A 16,346-nucleotide genomic window follows, 5' to 3' on the forward strand; every position below is an offset into this window, starting at 1 on the left:
TTTGGTACACCGCTTTCTTAACTAATGTCTGTCAATTCCAGATATTTGTAGCCTTCTTCAGCAATGAATTCTTTTCTGCCGCTTAAATTTTCTCCCAGTAAAAGCTCGAACATTTCTTGGGTACGTTTTGCATCATCGGGAGTAACCAATACCAAACGCCTTGTTTCGGGGTTCATGGTGGTTTCCCACATCATTTCAGGTTGATTTTCACCAAGTCCCTTTGAGCGATTAATTTTCGTTTTTCCCTTAAGCTTGCCGAGAATTTCTGCTTTTTCATTATCGGAATAAGCAAAATAGGTTTGTTTTCCGTTTGTAATCTCATAAAGGGGAGATTCTGCTATATAAACCTTTTTCTCATATATTAGAGTAGGCACCAAGCGGTAAAGCATGGTTAACAGAAGGGTGCGAATTTGGAAACCGTCCACATCAGCATCAGTGCAAAGGATGATTTTGTTCCAACGCAGTTGGCTTAAATCAAAGGAATTTAAGTCGGAGGTATGCTTGGTCTTGATTTCCACACCGCAACCCAAAACCTTCAATAAATCCGTTATAATATCGTTGGCGAAAATTTTATTGTAATCCGCTTTTAAGCAGTTTAAGATTTTTCCGCGGATAGGGATAATTGCCTGGAATTCCGCATCTCTGCCCAATTTACAGGCACCTAAGGCGGAATCGCCCTCTACAATATATATTTCCCGACGATTGATGTCTTTTGTGCGGCAGTTCACGAATTTTTCCACACGATTATTCATATCTAAGGATCCTGTCAGCTTTTTTCGGATAGAAATTCTGGTTTTCTCCGCTGTTTCTCGACTACGTTTGTTTGCCAAAACCTGTGCAGCAATTTTTTCTGCTTCCATTTTATTTTCAATAAAATAGATTTCCAGCTGTTCTCTGAAATAATCCGTCATTGCATCTTGTATAAATTTATTTGTGATGGATTTTTTCGTTTGGTTTTCGTAGCTGGTTACTGTGGAGAAAGAATTGATGACCAGAATTAAGCTGTCCTCAATATCGGTAAAGGTAATTTTTTTCTCATCCTTTTTGTATAAATTATTGGTTTTTAAGTATTTATCTATGGCAAAAACAAAAGCGTTTTTAACCGCTTTATCAGGGGATCCACCGTACTCCAAAAAGCTGGAGTTATGGTAGTATTCAAGAATATTCACTTGATTATTGAAGCAAAAAGCCGCCTCAAATTTCAATTTATATTCTGGTTTATCCTCTCGGTCACGACCCTTGGTTTCTGTTTGCAAATAATGAACATCCGTAAGGTTGTCTGCTCCAGAAAGTTCCAGCAAATAGTCCTTAATGCCATTTTTATAGCAGTAAATATATTTTTCTCCGCTTTCCTCATCAAACAATTCAAAAGTCAAGCCTGCATTAACCACAGCTTGTTTTTTTAAAATATCCTGAAAGTAGGTGAGGGGGATATTAATATCCGTAAATACATCCCGATCGGGACGCCATTTTATTTGTGTACCAGAGGGGTGTTTTTCAGCCCCTTCCTTCATAAGACCGCCCACATTTTCGCCTTTTTCAAAGTGAAGGCTATGGCAGATTCCATCACGATAAATCACTGCATCCATATATTCCGAAGCATACTGGGTTGCACAGGTACCAAGACCGTTAAGACCCAAGCTGAACTCGTAGTTTTCACCAGTGTTATTTTGATATTTACCACCTGCGTAAAGCTCGCAGAACACCAATTCCCAGTTGAAACGATCTTCTTTGGAGTTATAATCCACGGGTATCCCTCGGCCATAATCTTTCACCATAATGGAATGGTCTTTATATCGAACGACTTCAATCTTATTTCCGTAGCCTTCTCTTGCCTCATCGATAGAGTTAGATAGGATTTCAAAAACTGCGTGTTCGCAGCCATCTAAGCCATCGGAACCAAAAATAACACCGGGGCGAAGGCGAACACGGTCCGCGCCCTTTAATGAGGTGATACTTTCGTTGGTATAGTTTGATTTTTGTTGTGATTTCATGAAAACACCTGCTTCTTTTGTTATCTGACTCTATATATAGTTAGGAAGTAAAATTATCCCAATGTATATAGGGTAACATTAGTTTGCCTATAGTGTCAAGGCAGTGAAAAAAGGATAAAGCTTTATTGTTGACAAAAAACTTGATTTTTTATGCTGGGGTTGGTATAATAAATAGGCTTTCCGCTGGAAATTTGTTATAAATATACAATGGATATTGAGCGTATGAAAGCGATGGTACTAAGCTTTGGTTGGGAATTCGTTTGCTACCCAAAAAACAACTGCATATTCTTATATGGAAGCGTATCGAAGTGGTCATAACGGCCCTGACTCGAAATCAGGTAGTCCAGCAATGGGCTCGTGGGTTCGAATCCCACCGCTTCCGGCAGATTAAAGTCATGTATGAGGATTTAAACTCATACATGACTTTAATCATTTTCTATGGTATATTCGTATAAATGAAGATTTTATATAACTAAGAAGTGAGAACTTTGAATCGGAGAAAACAAAATGAGTAAGAATTACATTATTAGGCCAGCCACTATGGAAGATGAAGAAAATATTTTTAAATTATCAAGGTTTGTTGCAGATAACTACGCACGTTCTTACCTTGGGGATCAAATTATTGACTGGTATATAGATAGTGGCAATTGCGATGAGGATATAAGAAAAGGAATTAAAAGTTCCACTCTGCTTTTGCTTTTATCAATCAAGTAATTCCGGATAAGCTAAATCTGTATAATGAGCTGCATTTGGAATGCTTTGATAAAAATCACAGAGCAATAGCTTTTTACAAAAAAATCGGTTGGACTGAATATGGAAAAATTGAAGATGAAATGGTAAATGGACACAGAATCCTATTTAAACTGACAAAATGAGCATAATCTTACAATTTTATGGTTCAAAGCACAGCTTGAAAATTGAACGATATCCTTTTAGAAAAACATGAGGAAGTGCCCGCCATTTTGAGCATTGCCATTTGTGATGTCCATAGAAAAGAGCTTGCCATCATAAATGGCTACATAATTTCAGCTTAACATTATTTTTTCCATGATTTGTTTTGCGGTACTGTTCAAAATATAAGAGACACCGTGATTATTTTAGGATTTGTCGGCTCAAGACAATCTGCCTATCCCTGATACGCAAATTTTTTGTGTCTTATCCTGTCTGGTACTTTTCTGCTGTTTGGTACTATGCAAACACCTTTCATCAGCCTTTAAAATTGCTCTATGAATCGTATTCATATAAAGCCTATGTGTAGATTCAAAAATAGTTTGAAAAGTAATTAAAAGTTTACAAATCTTTCAAAATGCCAGAAATCAAGGTGGAAGATAATACTCCGTAGCGGGCCTGTTTTAGTTTGGATAAGTGAATTGCAGTAATGCAAGGTTTAAAAGTAAAGCGTTATGAATGATGAAAGAGTTAGGTATCATAAATTCATATTTGAGTGTTCATTGGAATGCAATCCGTGAAGATTTGGACTGCTTGACGAAATGAAATTTAGCTACCCCTAGAGCTGAGAGCAATCATAAAAAGCACAGGTAATTAAGTGGTCGTTTACCATTCCAACAGCTTGCATAAATGCATAGATTGTGGTAGTGCCAACAAATTTAAAGCCTCGTTTTTTTAAGTCTTTGCTGATGGCATCGGAGAGGGGGGTACTGGATGGTACATCTTCAATACGAGTCCATTTGTTGATAATGGGTTGATGATTGACAAATGACCACAAGTAGTTATCTAAAGACCCAAAATTCTCGCACAGTTTGAAATATGCCTTTGCATTACTGATAGTCGCGTTCACTTTCAGCCTGTTTTTAATGATTCCGCTATTATGCAAAAGAGCTTCAATTTTTGTATCGTCATAGGACACAAGAATCCTTGGGTCAAAGTCATCAAAAGCTTCACAAAGGGTATCCATTTTTGAAAGAATCGTTGACCAGCTTAATCCCGCTTGTTTTCCTTCTAAAATCAGCATTTTGAATAGTTTCTTATCGTCATGAACAGGAATTCCCCATTCATGATCATGGTAATCCTGTTCCAATTTATTTTTAAGAGCCCAATCACATCTTTTTAATTCACTCATCAATGAACCTCCTGACATTTTTAGTTTTTGTTTATAATTGTTTTCATTTTAAATTTCTAACGGACAATTCGTGCGTGCAACAAATTCTGTTGAATCCGAAGGCGAGAGAATCGATGTAACCAAAATGCCACAGAGCAAAAAGAGCTGTTGAAAGAAAATAAGTTTTCTTTTCTTTCGAAAATTTGATTCAGCTTGTTCCACACATACCCACGAAAAATAATTTCCTCAAAAATAAGCATTATTATATTTGCGTATAAAAATAGAGAAATTGAATGAGTCCAACAGTAAAGTTTGAGGGTACAGTTATTTACAAGCAACTGGAATAATAGATGCTCATTTATAGAATGCTGTGAATCTGCAAATTAGATTTCAAATTAAATAAAGCTTTTTTTGATCCTTTTGTAATGATAGATAAAATTTTATGATAACTCTTTTTCTAGTTTTTCTTTTATTTCCAATAAATATTTTCCGTAGATTTTAATCATATTTTCATCCAATCTTTCTTTTGGGGCAGATATACTTATAGCATACTCTTTATTAGGCACATCTATATAAATGCCCACACAATGAACGCCAATTTCATTTTCTTCTATATCACAGGCATAGCCATTTTCTTGAGCCTCTTTAATTTTAATCTCAAATTCATTAAAACTCGTTATAGTTTTATCGGTAATTTTATTTATTTCGCTTTTATTCCAAATCTCTAAAAGTTCTTCTTTGGTTTTTTCAGCTAAAATTGCCTTTCCAACTCCAGAACAATAAAGGGGAATCGATTTACCTATAGTAGAATAAAGGCGTATGGAATTTTTTGATGTTTCCACTTTATCGATATATATGGCCATAGTATCATAACGCTCAACAAGATGAACGGTTTCGTTGGTCTTATTTGCTAAGTCTATTAGGTAGGGATGGATGATACTAATCATATCATTATGAGCTAAAAATTTACTAGCCAAATTACAAAGCTTAAAACTAAGCCCATATTTCAGGGTTTTTTCCTCTTGCTTAACATAGTTCATAAAAATCAAAGAATTTAGGATTCTATGAACCGTGCTTTTATTTAAGTCAAGATAATTACTGATTTCAGTAAGGCTTAAAGCGCCTTTTTCAGCTAAGAGTTCTATTGCTTTAAAAAGCTTTTCAGATACTTGAATAGGATTTTTATCATTCATTAAGTTACACCTCATGATCAAGTTAAAACATCAACAAATTTTCTTTCCGCAAAGGATGAAAAATCATTATTTCATTGTTAATCCATATCACTATGTCAAATTTATCATTTTTGTAGTCAATTTTATGGTGAAATTGCTTCAAAAAAAGAAAATGCTATTTTCGTATTATGATAGCACATTTCACAATATAAAACAAACATTTTTGTGTAGGTATATGAACTTACAAATATCTATTGACAATTTTAATTTTCAGGAGTACTTTAAATTTAAGTTTCATTATGAAAAAATAAGTTCCATAATACGAAACAAATAGCGTGGAGAGGGCAAGGTGATTTTAGGTGAATGAAATTTTAGAAAGTATAAGTAAATTTAAAGTAGTTCCGGTTGTCGTTTTAGAGGATGCCAAAGATGCCATTCCTTTGGGCAGAGCCTTAAGCAATGGTGGATTGAAATGTGCTGAAATTACATTCCGAACTGAGGCGGCAGAAGAATCTATCCGTTTAATGTCGAATCATTTTCCAGATATGTTAATCGGTGCAGGTACTGTTTTGACAACTGAACAGGTAGATAAGGCAGTAGCCGCGGGAGCTAAATTTATCGTAAGCCCAGGGCTTAATCCTAAGGTGGTTCAGTATTGTATTGATAAAGATATTGTTATCGTTCCCGGTGTTACCAACCCCTCTGGCATAGAGCAAGCACTAGAGCTTGGACTTGAAGTGGTTAAGTTTTTCCCCGCTGAGGCTAACGGTGGCTTAAATGCCATTAAGGCAATGGCAGGACCTTTTCCCAAGCTGAAATTTATGCCTACTGGCGGAATTAGTGAAAATAATATTGGAGAATATCTTTCATTTTCTAAGATTGTGGCTTGTGGTGGAACTTGGATGGTGAAAGAGAGCCTGATTAAAAATGGCGAATATGAAAAAATAGAAGAGCTTACAAGAGAAGCGATTAAAACTGTTTTTGGCTTTCAATTGAAGCATGTAGGCGTTAATTGTGAAGATGAAGGGGAAGCAAATGCATCCGCTGATAAAATTTCTGACTTATTTGGTTTTCAAAAAAGAGCAGGCAATTCATCCATTTTTACGGACGACGGCATAGAGTTTATGAAAGCTCCCTATCTCGGTAAAAAAGGGCATATTGCCATTGGAACCAATGATGTCTTGGGGGCTATGAAATATCTGGAAAGCTTGGGTGTAACCTTTAACAAAGATAGTGAAAAATATAAGAATGATAAGCTGATTGCAGTTTATCTGGAGGAAGAAATCAGTGGTTTTGCCATTCATTTAGTACAAAACTAAATATAGTGTCAAAGATATGTTTTGCAGAATGATTGGAATGAAGAAACAATAGTAGTTTGCTGTTTAAAGGTATAGGAGGAATTTATTATGGCTAAAAAAATAGTTACTTTTGGTGAAATCATGTTAAGACTGGCACCGGAAGGTTATTTCAGATTTGTTCAAGCGGATACATTTGGTGCTACATATGGCGGTGGCGAGGCAAATGTTGCGGTTTCTTTGGCTAATTATGGCTTTGATGCAAGCTTTGTAACAAAATTGCCTAAGCATGAAATCGGTCAAGCAGCAATAAACTCTTTAAGAAAATACGGTGTTGACACCTCGAAAATAGCCAGAGGCGGCGATAGAGTGGGTATTTATTTCTTGGAAAAAGGCGCTTCTCAACGTCCTTCCAAGGTGATTTATGATAGAGCCGGTTCTTCTATCTACACAGCGATGCCATCAGACTTTAATTGGAATGAGATTTTTGAAGACGTAAATTGGTTCCATTTTACAGGGATTACCCCTGCTCTCAATGATGAGGTAGCTGAGATTTGCCTTGAGGCTTGTAAAGCGGCGAAAGCAAAGAATATTACTATTTCTTGTGACCTAAATTATAGAAATAAGCTCTGGAGTAAGGCGAAGGCCGGAGAGGTTATGACTAAATTATGTGAATATGTAGATGTTTGTATCGCAAACGAGGAGGATGCCGCAGATGTATTTGGCATTCATTCCGCAAATACAGATGTTACCACAGGGAAGGTGAATAAAGAAGGCTATAAGGATGTTGCGAAACAATTAGCGGATAGATTTGGTTTTTCTAAAGTGGCAATAACACTAAGAGAGTCTTTATCTGCGAATGATAATAACTGGTCAGCTATGCTTTATGATGGCAAAGAATATCATTTTAGCAAAACTTATAAAATTCATATTGTTGATAGAGTTGGCGGCGGTGATAGCTTTGGAGCCGGACTGATTGGAGCGACTCTTTTAGGCTATGATTCTAAGGAGAGCATTGAGTTTGCTGTAGCAGCTTCTTGTTTAAAACATGCTGTTGAAGGGGATTTCAATATGGTAAGCCTGGACGAGGTTACAAAATTAGCCGGCGGCGATGCCTCAGGTAGAGTACAAAGATAAGATTTAAACCAGTTAGGCATTCATTTTTGGCAACAATATTATTTTCATATTTTTTTCCTTGAAAATGGTTAGGTAATTTACCTAACCATTTTTTATGCGTTTTGCACAGTATTTTTAATAAAACTTTAAACAATATGTCAATTGATATACTAGTATGTAAGTTGTAGAATGAGTATAAATCACGATGAATTACATAGTGAAAAATGTGTAGTTTTTAAAATGAGGCGTATTGGAGTGGCGTTTTTTTCAGTTTTTTATTAAAATTTGCAGAAAAACATTTTTAAATTGTAATTCATTTTGACTTACTATTTCGGATTAATATGGAGGTGTGTGAATGAAAATGATTTTTCGCTGGTTTCCTTATGGAGACGACAGCGTGACCTTAGAACAAATTAAACAAATTCCGGGCATGACTGGGGTAGCGGCTTGTATGCCTAAAATCCCAGTGGGGGAGGTTTGGGGTTTGGAGGCTTGTCAGGCTTTAAGAGATGAAATCAATAAAGCTGGGCTTGAAATGGAGGTGATCGAGAGTGTTAATATCCATGAGGATATTAAAAAAGGCTTGAAAACCCGTGATAAATACATAGAAAATTATATCGAGACCATTAAGAATTTATCTTTGGTAGGGGTAAAGTGTATCTGTTATAATTTTATGCCCGTTATTGATTGGGCTAGAAGTGAGTTATTCCATCCTTTGTCTGACGGAAGTTTTGGCATGGCTTATCGCCATGATGATGTGGTAAAGCTGGATCCAACCACAATTGCCGATTCCATGGTGTCAAACAGTGGAGGGTATTCCTTACCTGGTTGGGAGCCTGAAAGAATACCTCAAATGGCTCTGGATATGGAGTTTTATCAGTCCATGTCTACCGAGGAATATTGGTCCAATATGAAATATTTTTTAGACGCAATCATTCCATATGCTGAAAAATATGATGTGAAAATGGCAATTCATCCGGATGATCCACCATGGCCTTTATTCAATTTACCAAAGGTTATTACAAATGCAGAAAATATTAGAACATTTTTAGCGCTAAATAATAGTAAATATAACGGCTTAACCCTTTGTACCGGTAGCCTAGGCAGTAACTTGGATAATGATATACCTGCTATTATGAAAGAATTTGGAGATATGGGTAGAATTCACTTTGCGCACATTAGAAACGTAAAACACCTTAGCCCTAAGGATTTTGATGAGTCTGCTCATTTATCCCAATGTGGTGATTTAGATATGTTTGAAATTGTAAAGGCGCTTCATTCTACCGGCTTTGATGGGTATATACGTCCTGACCATGGGAGAATGATTTGGGGTGAGAAGGCAAGAGCCGGCTATGGCTTATATGACAGAGCTTTAGGTGCAAACTACCTCTTAGGTCTATGGGAAGCAATAGATAAGATGAGTAAATCTTGAGACTTTCAGTTGCGTGGCGTAAGTCACGCAATACAAGATTACAAAATGCTCTTGTGAAGGAAAAACAAGCAGAGTTTTTCTCAAAGTGCCGAGATAAATGGATTGGGTCTTTGCTTGGACATGGAGGTTAAGAATGAAGCTAAATAGAGAAGGTTTAAAAGATATAGAATTTTGGCTTGAAAATGAAATAAAAACACCGACTTATGATATAGAAAATACAATCAAAAATACAAAGGAAACTCCCAGATGGATTCATTTTGGAGGGGGGAATATTTTTAGAGGCTTTATCGCTAGATTACAAGATGAACTATTGGAAAAAGGCTTGGATGATATAGGTATTATAGCTGCTGAAACCTTTGATTTTGATATCATAGATAAAATATATAAACCTTATGATAATTTGGTTTTTTCAGTTGGGCTTCGGGCCAATGGTGAGACGAAAAAGCAGGTTTTGGCCTCAATTTGTGACTCTGTTAAGGCTAGCATAAGGGAAGAAAGTGACTTTGAAAGTCTTAAGAAAGCTTTTCAAGCCCCATCTTTGCAAATGGCAAGCTTTACAATAACCGAAAAAGGCTATGCGTTAAAAGATAGTAAGGGGAATTACTTTAATACCGTTTTGGAAGATTTAGAAAATGGCCCCACGAAAGCAAATCACGCTATGTGTATAACCACTGCTTTATTATTGGAACGCTTTAATGCGGGAAAATATCCTGTAGCTATCGTTAGCATGGATAACTGCAGTCATAATGGTGAAAAGTTGAAAGCTTCCGTGCTGGATGTGGCTGATAAATGGCTGGAAAAAGGTTTTGTTAATCAGGCATTTATAGATTATATCAGCGACGAAAGCAAGGTTAGCTTCCCTTGGTCTATGATTGACAAAATTACACCAAGACCAGCTAAGGAAATTGAAGAAAATCTAATAAGCCTTGGTTTAGAGGAAATATCCCCGGTGATTACCAATAAGGGAACCTTTATTGCTCCCTTTGTGAATGCTGAAATTCCTGAATACTTAGTAATAGAGGATAATTTCCCCAATGGTCGCCCAAAATTAGAAGAGGCAGGGGTGTATTTTAGCGATAGGGATACGGTAAATAAAAGTGAAACCATGAAAGTAACCACCTGTCTAAATCCACTGCATACAGCGCTGGCAGTATACGGCTGTCTATTAGGTTATGATAGTATTGCAAAAGAAATGAATGATAACGAACTGAAGAAGTTGGTTGAAAAAATAGGCTATGATGAGGGAATAAAAGTAGTAGTGGATCCTAAAATAATAAACCCACGAAATTTTATTGACGAGGTAATCAATGAAAGGCTGCCAAATCCATTTATACCTGATAGTCCGGCTAGAATTGCTACGGATACTAGCCAAAAGGTAGCCATTCGATTCGGTGAAACGATGAAAGCTTATATAAAAAGTCCAAGTTTGGACGTGAATGCTTTACAGTTTATTCCTCTTGCCATAGCTGGCTGGTTTCGTTATTTATTAGGGGTAGATGATGGACTAAAGCCTTTCAAAATCAGTGATGATCCTATGCTTTCTGATTTACAAGAGGGGTTAAAAGAAATTAAGATAGGGAATAAAGACAGTTATAAAGGTCAATTGAAGCCATTCTTGGCAAACAAGGTCATTTTTGGCCTAGACCTAGTAGAGGCAGGGCTGAGTGAAAAAATTGAACTCATGTTTTTAGAGCTGATTGAAGGCAGTGGAGCAGTTAGAAAAACATTAGTAAAATACTTAGATTGATTTTTAAGGAGGAATCCTTAAAGATAAAAGCGTTTCGTTTTGATTTCCAGAAACGGAATGAGTTGGATTGTAAAGAGGAGAGGAGAAAAAAATATGAAAAAACATGTAGTAAGCTTATTATTAGTAAGTGCGTTATGTATCGGCAATTTAGCGGGCTGTGGTGCAAAGCCAGCTGCAAGTGGCGACGCTGCTCCTGCTGAGGTTGTTACCATCAAAGTTGGTGATAACTGGGCTGAAACCCATCCAATGGCTATGGCTATTGATAACGTATTTAAAAAGCAGGTAGAAGAAAAAAGTGGGGGCTCTATTAAGGTAGATGTTTATCACTCCGGCACCTTGGGAAATGAAACTGAATTATGGGACGGCGTTCGTAATGGGGCGGTTGAGGTTGCAGTTATCGGTACTTGTATGAATCAAGAGTTTACTACTATGTTAATTTCAGACTGGCCATTTCTCTATAGAGATATAGAGCACGCAAAAAAGGTTTGGACCGGCGCAATTGCAGAAGAGTTAAATGGCAAGTTCCATGAGAAATTCCCAGAAACCTATATTTTAGGTTGGGGCCCTAACTCTGCAAGAACCTTTACAAGTAATAAAAAGTTAGAAAGTGTTGATGATTTTAAGGGACAAAAATTCAGAATGCCTGCTAACCCTATTCATGTTGGTATCGCTGAAAACTTAGGAGCAAGCGCACAGGTTATTCCTTTAAATGAGTTATTCTCATCTCTTGAAACAGGCGTAGTTGATGGTCAAGATAACGGTATGGTAACAGTTAAGAGTGAAGCTTTATATGAGGTTCAAAAATACTTATATGAAACCAACCATATTATTGCTACCTTAGAGATTATTACCAACGCAAAATTTATGGATTCTTTAAGCGAAGAGCAACAGCAAATCATTAAAGATGCTGCAAAAGCAGCTTCTGAACAGGCTTGGACAGATTATATTGCAAGTGTTGACGCTGACCGTCAATTCTTAATTGACAATGGTGTTACAGTAACCCCTTGTACAGAAGAGGATAAAGCGCTTATCATTGAAAAAATTCAACCAACCCTTGATAAGCTATATGCTGAAAATGATTGGGCGAAAGAATTAGTAGAAAAAATTCAAGCGGTTCAGTAAGAAATCTCTTGAACAGTTCTTTCTTACAAAGGGCGTATTTCACGTACGCCCTTTTATAAACAAAAAGGGAGGGAGTGATTAAATGAGCTCTGGTATTTCTGATAAAATGTCTGGTATAACGAAGATGATTAATTTTTTATTTCGTACCATTGAAATTCTGATTGCGATTTTTTTAGCTATTATGATTATACTTACGTTCGCTAATGTTGTTCTAAGATTTGTGTTTCATAAAGGCTTTGCTTACTCAGAAGAAGTTGCTAGAATTAGCTTTATATATTTGGTTTATTTAGGCTCTATCGTAGCGATGAAAGAGAATAATCACTTAATGGTAGATTCTTTAATTATGAAAGTGCCTATGGCAGCAAAGCGGGTAATTTATTTTCTGATTCAAGGCATAACCATTTGGATTATGGCACTGCTTACCCAAGGAGCTTGGCAGGTTTCTTTGCTAAATAAAAATAATTCATGGGTAGTAACCCATTACCCAGTTTTCTTTATTCAATTTGCCGGGGTTGTTTTAGGAGTAGCGTTTATTATTATTTGTATCGTAAATTTAATTAAATTAATCATATTGAAAGAGGATCCCATTGATTTGATAAAGCCTCATGACTCAGGGGAAGATCCTTTTGCGGATTTTGAACAAGACAAGGCGGTGTTAAAATGATACTTACCTTAACTATGTTTTTACTATTTTTAGTAGGCGGTATCGCTCTTGGGCTTCCTATAGCAATAGCACTTATATTTTGTGGGATTTGTACGGCTCTATATTTGGGTGGCTCTAACGCTAACGTTCAGATTATAGCTACGAAATTGATGAGTGGAACAGATAGTGTAACTATGATGGCTCTGCCTTTTTTCGTTATGGCTGGCGAATTAATGAATAGAGGCGGTCTTACGAAAAGAATTATTAATTTTTGTAATATATTTGTAGGTAGAGTTAAGGGTGGTTTAGGCTATGTAACCATTTTAGCTTGCTTAATGTTTGCTTCTTTAGTAGGATCAGCTGTGGCTTCTACGGCGGCTCTTGGGGCTATCTTGATCCCTATGATGGCCAAAAGTGGTTATGATAGAGCCAAAGCTGCCGGCTTAGTAGCTTCGGCTAATATAGTAGCCCCTATTATGCCTCCATCAATACCAATGATTGTATATGGTGTTTCGGCCGGTGTATCCATAAAATCGTTATTTATGGGCGGTATTTTTCCAGCTATTTATTTTACGGTTATCATGTGCGGCGTTTGGTTCTTTGTTTGTAGAAAAGACGGAGTAAAATCTAATGAGCCCCGATTATCCTTTAAAGAAACGCTTAAGGTATTTTTAAGCGGCTTATGGGCGTTATTACTACCTGTTATTATTTTAGTAGGTCTTAGAGGCGGTATCTTTACGGCTACAGAGGCTGGGGTTGTAGCGGTAGTTTATGCATTATTTGTAGGCATTGTGGTTTATAGAGAATTGACGTTAAAGGATTTATTTACTTCCTTTATATCGGCTGCTAAAATGTCGGCGGTTGTAATGTTTCTGGCGGCAGCGGCTAACGTGGCGGCTTATCTTATGACGGTTTCTAGAATACCCCAAGCCATTACTGAGTCACTCTCCGGTTTGACGAGTCATCCTATTTTATTAATGACTATTTTGATGACGATTATTATAGTCATGGGTACTTGTGTAGATGTAGTTCCTACTATATTAATCATGACGCCGATTATGTTACCCCTTATTACGGCGGCAGGAATAGATAAGGTTTATTTCGGTATCGTATTTACCCTTGCTAACGTTTTAGGCCTAACCTCACCGCCGGTGGGGCCGGTTCTTAATGTCGCCTGTGCCACAGGGAAGATTAGAATGGAAGAGATAATTAAGCCGGTTATTCCGTATTATTTATTCCAAATGGCATTGGTATATTTATTTATACTATTCCCCGGTCTGATTACTGTACCATTAGGCTGGTTAGGGGGTTAATCCTTCAATGTGGCTGTGCTTACTAAAATGAATTTCACAATGAGTTACTAAAAATGTATCATTAAAAATTCCCCCGAGATAAAAAAGGGTTAAAGGATGTTTCAATGTAATGTCCTTAGAGCTTAAGGGGGAGTGGGACAACGACTTAAAATGTTTTTCTCCAAAAGTCTTAGGAGGTTTAAAAATGAAATCAGGAATTATAGAAAAAGTTGGGGTTATTAAAATAAAAGAAACACCGATGCCTAAAATAGAAAAAGCCAATGATGTCATTATTAAGGTGAAATACGTAGGCATTTGTGGCTCGGATATACATATTTACCATGGGCAAAATGCCTTTGCTAAATATCCTCTTGTTTGGGGGCACGAAATTGTGGGTCACGTTCATGAGGTTGGAAGTGAGGTTACCAGTGTAAAAGTGGGCGATAGAGTGGTGGTAGAACCCTTTATCGCCTGTGGAAAGTGTTACTCTTGCAAAAACGGAAGACGAAATGCATGCCAAGAACTAAAGGTCTTCGGAGCGCATATTGATGGAGGTTGTTCTGAATATTTTAAGGTTCCGGAAAGTAACGCCCATATACTGCCGGATAACGTATCTTTAGAAGATGCCGTTTTAATTGAACCCTTTACCATAGGGGCACAAGCTTGTTATAGAGGACAAGTGACAAAGGACGATTTCGTTTTCGTCATGGGTGGTGGAACCATTGGTCTTACGGTAGCGGAAAATGCTAAAATTTTAGGGGCTAGAGTCATATTATCCGATATTGTGGATGAAAAATTAGATTTTGCGAAAAAGCACGGCGCTGAGTTTACCATAAACGCTATGAAAGAAAATGTTGCCGATAGAATTTTTGAAATTACTGGTGGAATGGGAGCAAATGTGGTCATTGATTCTATTTGTAACAAAAAGAGTTTTGAAGATGCTTTAACTTTTGTTTCTAATGCCGGAAGAGTGGTAGAATTAAGCTTTAATACAACCCCTAGCGAGATAGCGCCCATATTGCTGTCTAAAGGTGAGGTCAGCATTATGGGCTCACGTCATCAGACAAATCGCTTTCCTGTGGTGATTGATTATGTAAGAGATGAAAAAATTGTATTCGAAAATTTTATAACTGCTTTTTATCCCTTAGAGGATATGGAAAAAGCTTTTAAGTATATTGAACAACATCTAGATAAAACTAGAAAAGTAGTAATTAAATTGTATTGATTCGTAAATTTCTACTTTGGTCATGGGAGCTTGGGAAGTAAGTTCAAGGGAACATTTGAAAAGGTTTCAATGTTGTTTTCAAGTGTCTATACTATGAAAATATATTATGCATTTGACAAGGCTATACTACTTTAAGTGTAGCCTTTTACTAAGAAAATAAAGTTTAAGTCTTGTTGTTTTATACTATTGAAAATGAAATTTATTTATGATAGTGTAGATAAGACAAGTGAGAGGGGGTAGAAAAATGAAGGTTAGAGAGAAGATGAAGCGTGAAACCTCTAGAGAATACGCTTTAAGCGTATTGAAAGATAATATAATAAACCTCGATTTAAAGCCTGGAACCTTAGTGAGCGAAAATACAATGGCTTTAGAGCTAGGTATTTCTAGAACCCCCGTTAGAGAAGCCTTAAGCGAGTTGGCCAATATAGGTATCGTGGAGGTATTTCCCCAAAGAGGAAGCAGAATTTCTTTAATAGATTATGATATGATAGATGAAACATATTTCATGAGAAATTTGTTGGAATGTGGGGTTGTTGAAGAGGTTTGTCGGGTTATTAATGAGGCGAATATAGCTGAGTTAGAAGAAAACCTACGTCTTCAAAATCAGTACTGTATGAATAACAATCCAGAGGGGCTTTTTGAGGCGGATAATGCTTTTCATAAAATGCTTTTTCAAATTGCGAAGAAGTCAAAATGCTATGATGTAGTTAGAAGTTTTTCCATTCATTTTGATAGATTAAGATTACTTAAGGTTTCGGCGAGTGTTGGTGCGAAAAAGATCGTTGAAGACCATAGAGCTATTTTAGAGGCGATTAAAGAAAAGGATGGAGAAAAAGCCGTAACCCTAATGAGACAACATTTAAAACAGTATGAACAAGAAAGACAAGAATTATTAAATAAATTTCCGGAGTATTTTAAGTAAATTGACAAGCTGTTGCTTGTCTTTTTTATTTCCCCATATATTTTTTAGACGAAAGACATCTACTTCATTTTAACGGATATGCAATCTCACCCCACTTTGAAATGAGATGCAGAACATCTTGGCATTTTACTTGAATAAAGAGTTTAAAGCAATAAGAAGTGGGTGGAATAGAATAAATATTTGATAGTGAAATTTGGTAAAGTATTGGAAGTAAAATCAGTATTTTGAGATTGGAAGAAATAGAATATGTGTTAAGAAAAAGGGATGTCTGCAACGAATATAAACAGTATTGTTCAGCAAATGTGGGAATCGCTATCTGTGGGGAAT

The 16,346-nt window shown here is 36.6% G+C and carries 14 protein-coding genes and 1 tRNA gene; 11 read left to right on the forward strand and 4 right to left on the reverse strand.

Annotated elements, in window-relative coordinates; translation table 11 throughout:
• Positions 1-17: 17 nt before the first annotated feature.
• On the reverse strand, positions 18-1,994 hold the full coding sequence (locus tag CPRO_RS04695; RefSeq protein WP_066048436.1) for a DNA gyrase/topoisomerase IV subunit B: 1,977 nt from the start codon (positions 1,992-1,994) through the stop codon (positions 18-20).
• A 294-nt stretch (positions 1,995-2,288) separates the two neighbouring features.
• Here CPRO_RS04695 and CPRO_RS04700 point away from each other — a divergent pair.
• Together CPRO_RS04700 and CPRO_RS04705 are read left to right on the forward strand one after the other, a co-directional pair.
• Positions 2,289-2,376, forward strand: a tRNA-Ser gene (locus CPRO_RS04700).
• 125 nt (positions 2,377-2,501) lie between these two features.
• Entirely contained in the window at positions 2,502-2,708 is a 207-nt protein-coding gene (locus CPRO_RS04705; protein WP_066048437.1) for a hypothetical protein, read from the forward strand.
• Between the two features lie 793 nt (positions 2,709-3,501).
• Here CPRO_RS04705 and CPRO_RS04710 read toward each other — a convergent pair.
• From CPRO_RS04710 to CPRO_RS04715, 3 genes are all read right to left on the reverse strand, one after another.
• Positions 3,502-4,074 carry a DNA-3-methyladenine glycosylase I gene (locus CPRO_RS04710; RefSeq protein WP_066048441.1) on the reverse strand — a complete coding sequence of 191 codons (573 nt, stop codon included), beginning with the start codon at positions 4,072-4,074 and terminating at the stop codon, positions 3,502-3,504.
• Between the two features lie 56 nt (positions 4,075-4,130).
• A complete protein-coding gene (locus tag CPRO_RS16190; protein WP_422664668.1) occupies positions 4,131-4,391 on the reverse strand; it encodes a CPBP family glutamic-type intramembrane protease in 261 nt (86 codons plus the stop codon).
• 102 nt (positions 4,392-4,493) lie between these two features.
• Positions 4,494-5,246, reverse strand: coding sequence for an IclR family transcriptional regulator (locus CPRO_RS04715; RefSeq protein WP_066048444.1), 753 nt, complete (start codon positions 5,244-5,246; stop codon positions 4,494-4,496).
• 338 nt (positions 5,247-5,584) lie between these two features.
• On the opposite strand from CPRO_RS04715, the gene CPRO_RS04720 reads away from it, so the two are divergent.
• The 9 genes from CPRO_RS04720 to CPRO_RS04760 all read left to right on the forward strand — a co-directional run bounded on the left by CPRO_RS04720 (position 5,585) and on the right by CPRO_RS04760 (position 16,019).
• Positions 5,585-6,544: a bifunctional 4-hydroxy-2-oxoglutarate aldolase/2-dehydro-3-deoxy-phosphogluconate aldolase gene (locus CPRO_RS04720; protein ID WP_066048447.1), complete on the forward strand. Its 960-nt coding sequence runs from the start codon at positions 5,585-5,587 to the stop codon at positions 6,542-6,544.
• An 87-nt stretch (positions 6,545-6,631) separates the two neighbouring features.
• A complete protein-coding gene (locus CPRO_RS04725) occupies positions 6,632-7,657 on the forward strand; it encodes a sugar kinase (protein ID WP_066048450.1) in 1,026 nt (341 codons plus the stop codon).
• Positions 7,658-7,991: 334 nt separating this feature from the next.
• Positions 7,992-9,068: a mannonate dehydratase gene (gene uxuA, locus CPRO_RS04730; protein ID WP_066048453.1), complete on the forward strand. Its 1,077-nt coding sequence runs from the start codon at positions 7,992-7,994 to the stop codon at positions 9,066-9,068.
• A gap of 133 nt (positions 9,069-9,201) precedes the next feature.
• Positions 9,202-10,815 carry a mannitol dehydrogenase family protein gene (locus CPRO_RS04735; RefSeq protein ID WP_066048456.1) on the forward strand — a complete coding sequence of 538 codons (1,614 nt, stop codon included), beginning with the start codon at positions 9,202-9,204 and terminating at the stop codon, positions 10,813-10,815.
• Positions 10,816-10,908: 93 nt separating this feature from the next.
• Positions 10,909-11,937, forward strand: a complete 1,029-nt coding sequence (locus CPRO_RS04740; RefSeq protein WP_066048459.1) for a TRAP transporter substrate-binding protein — start codon at positions 10,909-10,911, stop codon at positions 11,935-11,937.
• An 82-nt stretch (positions 11,938-12,019) separates the two neighbouring features.
• A complete protein-coding gene (locus CPRO_RS04745; RefSeq protein ID WP_066048462.1) occupies positions 12,020-12,601 on the forward strand; it encodes a TRAP transporter small permease in 582 nt (193 codons plus the stop codon).
• Complete coding sequence (locus tag CPRO_RS04750; protein ID WP_066048465.1) at positions 12,598-13,893, forward strand: TRAP transporter large permease; 1,296 nt, start codon at positions 12,598-12,600, stop codon at positions 13,891-13,893. The genes CPRO_RS04745 and CPRO_RS04750 overlap by 4 nt, the downstream gene beginning before the upstream one ends.
• A 184-nt stretch (positions 13,894-14,077) precedes the next feature.
• Positions 14,078-15,097, forward strand: coding sequence for a zinc-binding alcohol dehydrogenase family protein (locus CPRO_RS04755; RefSeq protein ID WP_066048467.1), 1,020 nt, complete (start codon positions 14,078-14,080; stop codon positions 15,095-15,097).
• 244 nt (positions 15,098-15,341) lie between these two features.
• Positions 15,342-16,019, forward strand: coding sequence for a GntR family transcriptional regulator (locus tag CPRO_RS04760; protein WP_066048469.1), 678 nt, complete (start codon positions 15,342-15,344; stop codon positions 16,017-16,019).
• Positions 16,020-16,346 lie beyond the last annotated feature (327 nt).

Origin of the sequence: Anaerotignum propionicum DSM 1682 (assembly GCF_001561955.1) — a bacterium.
GTDB classification, from domain to species: Bacteria; Bacillota; Clostridia; order Lachnospirales; family Anaerotignaceae; genus Chakrabartyella; species Chakrabartyella propionicum.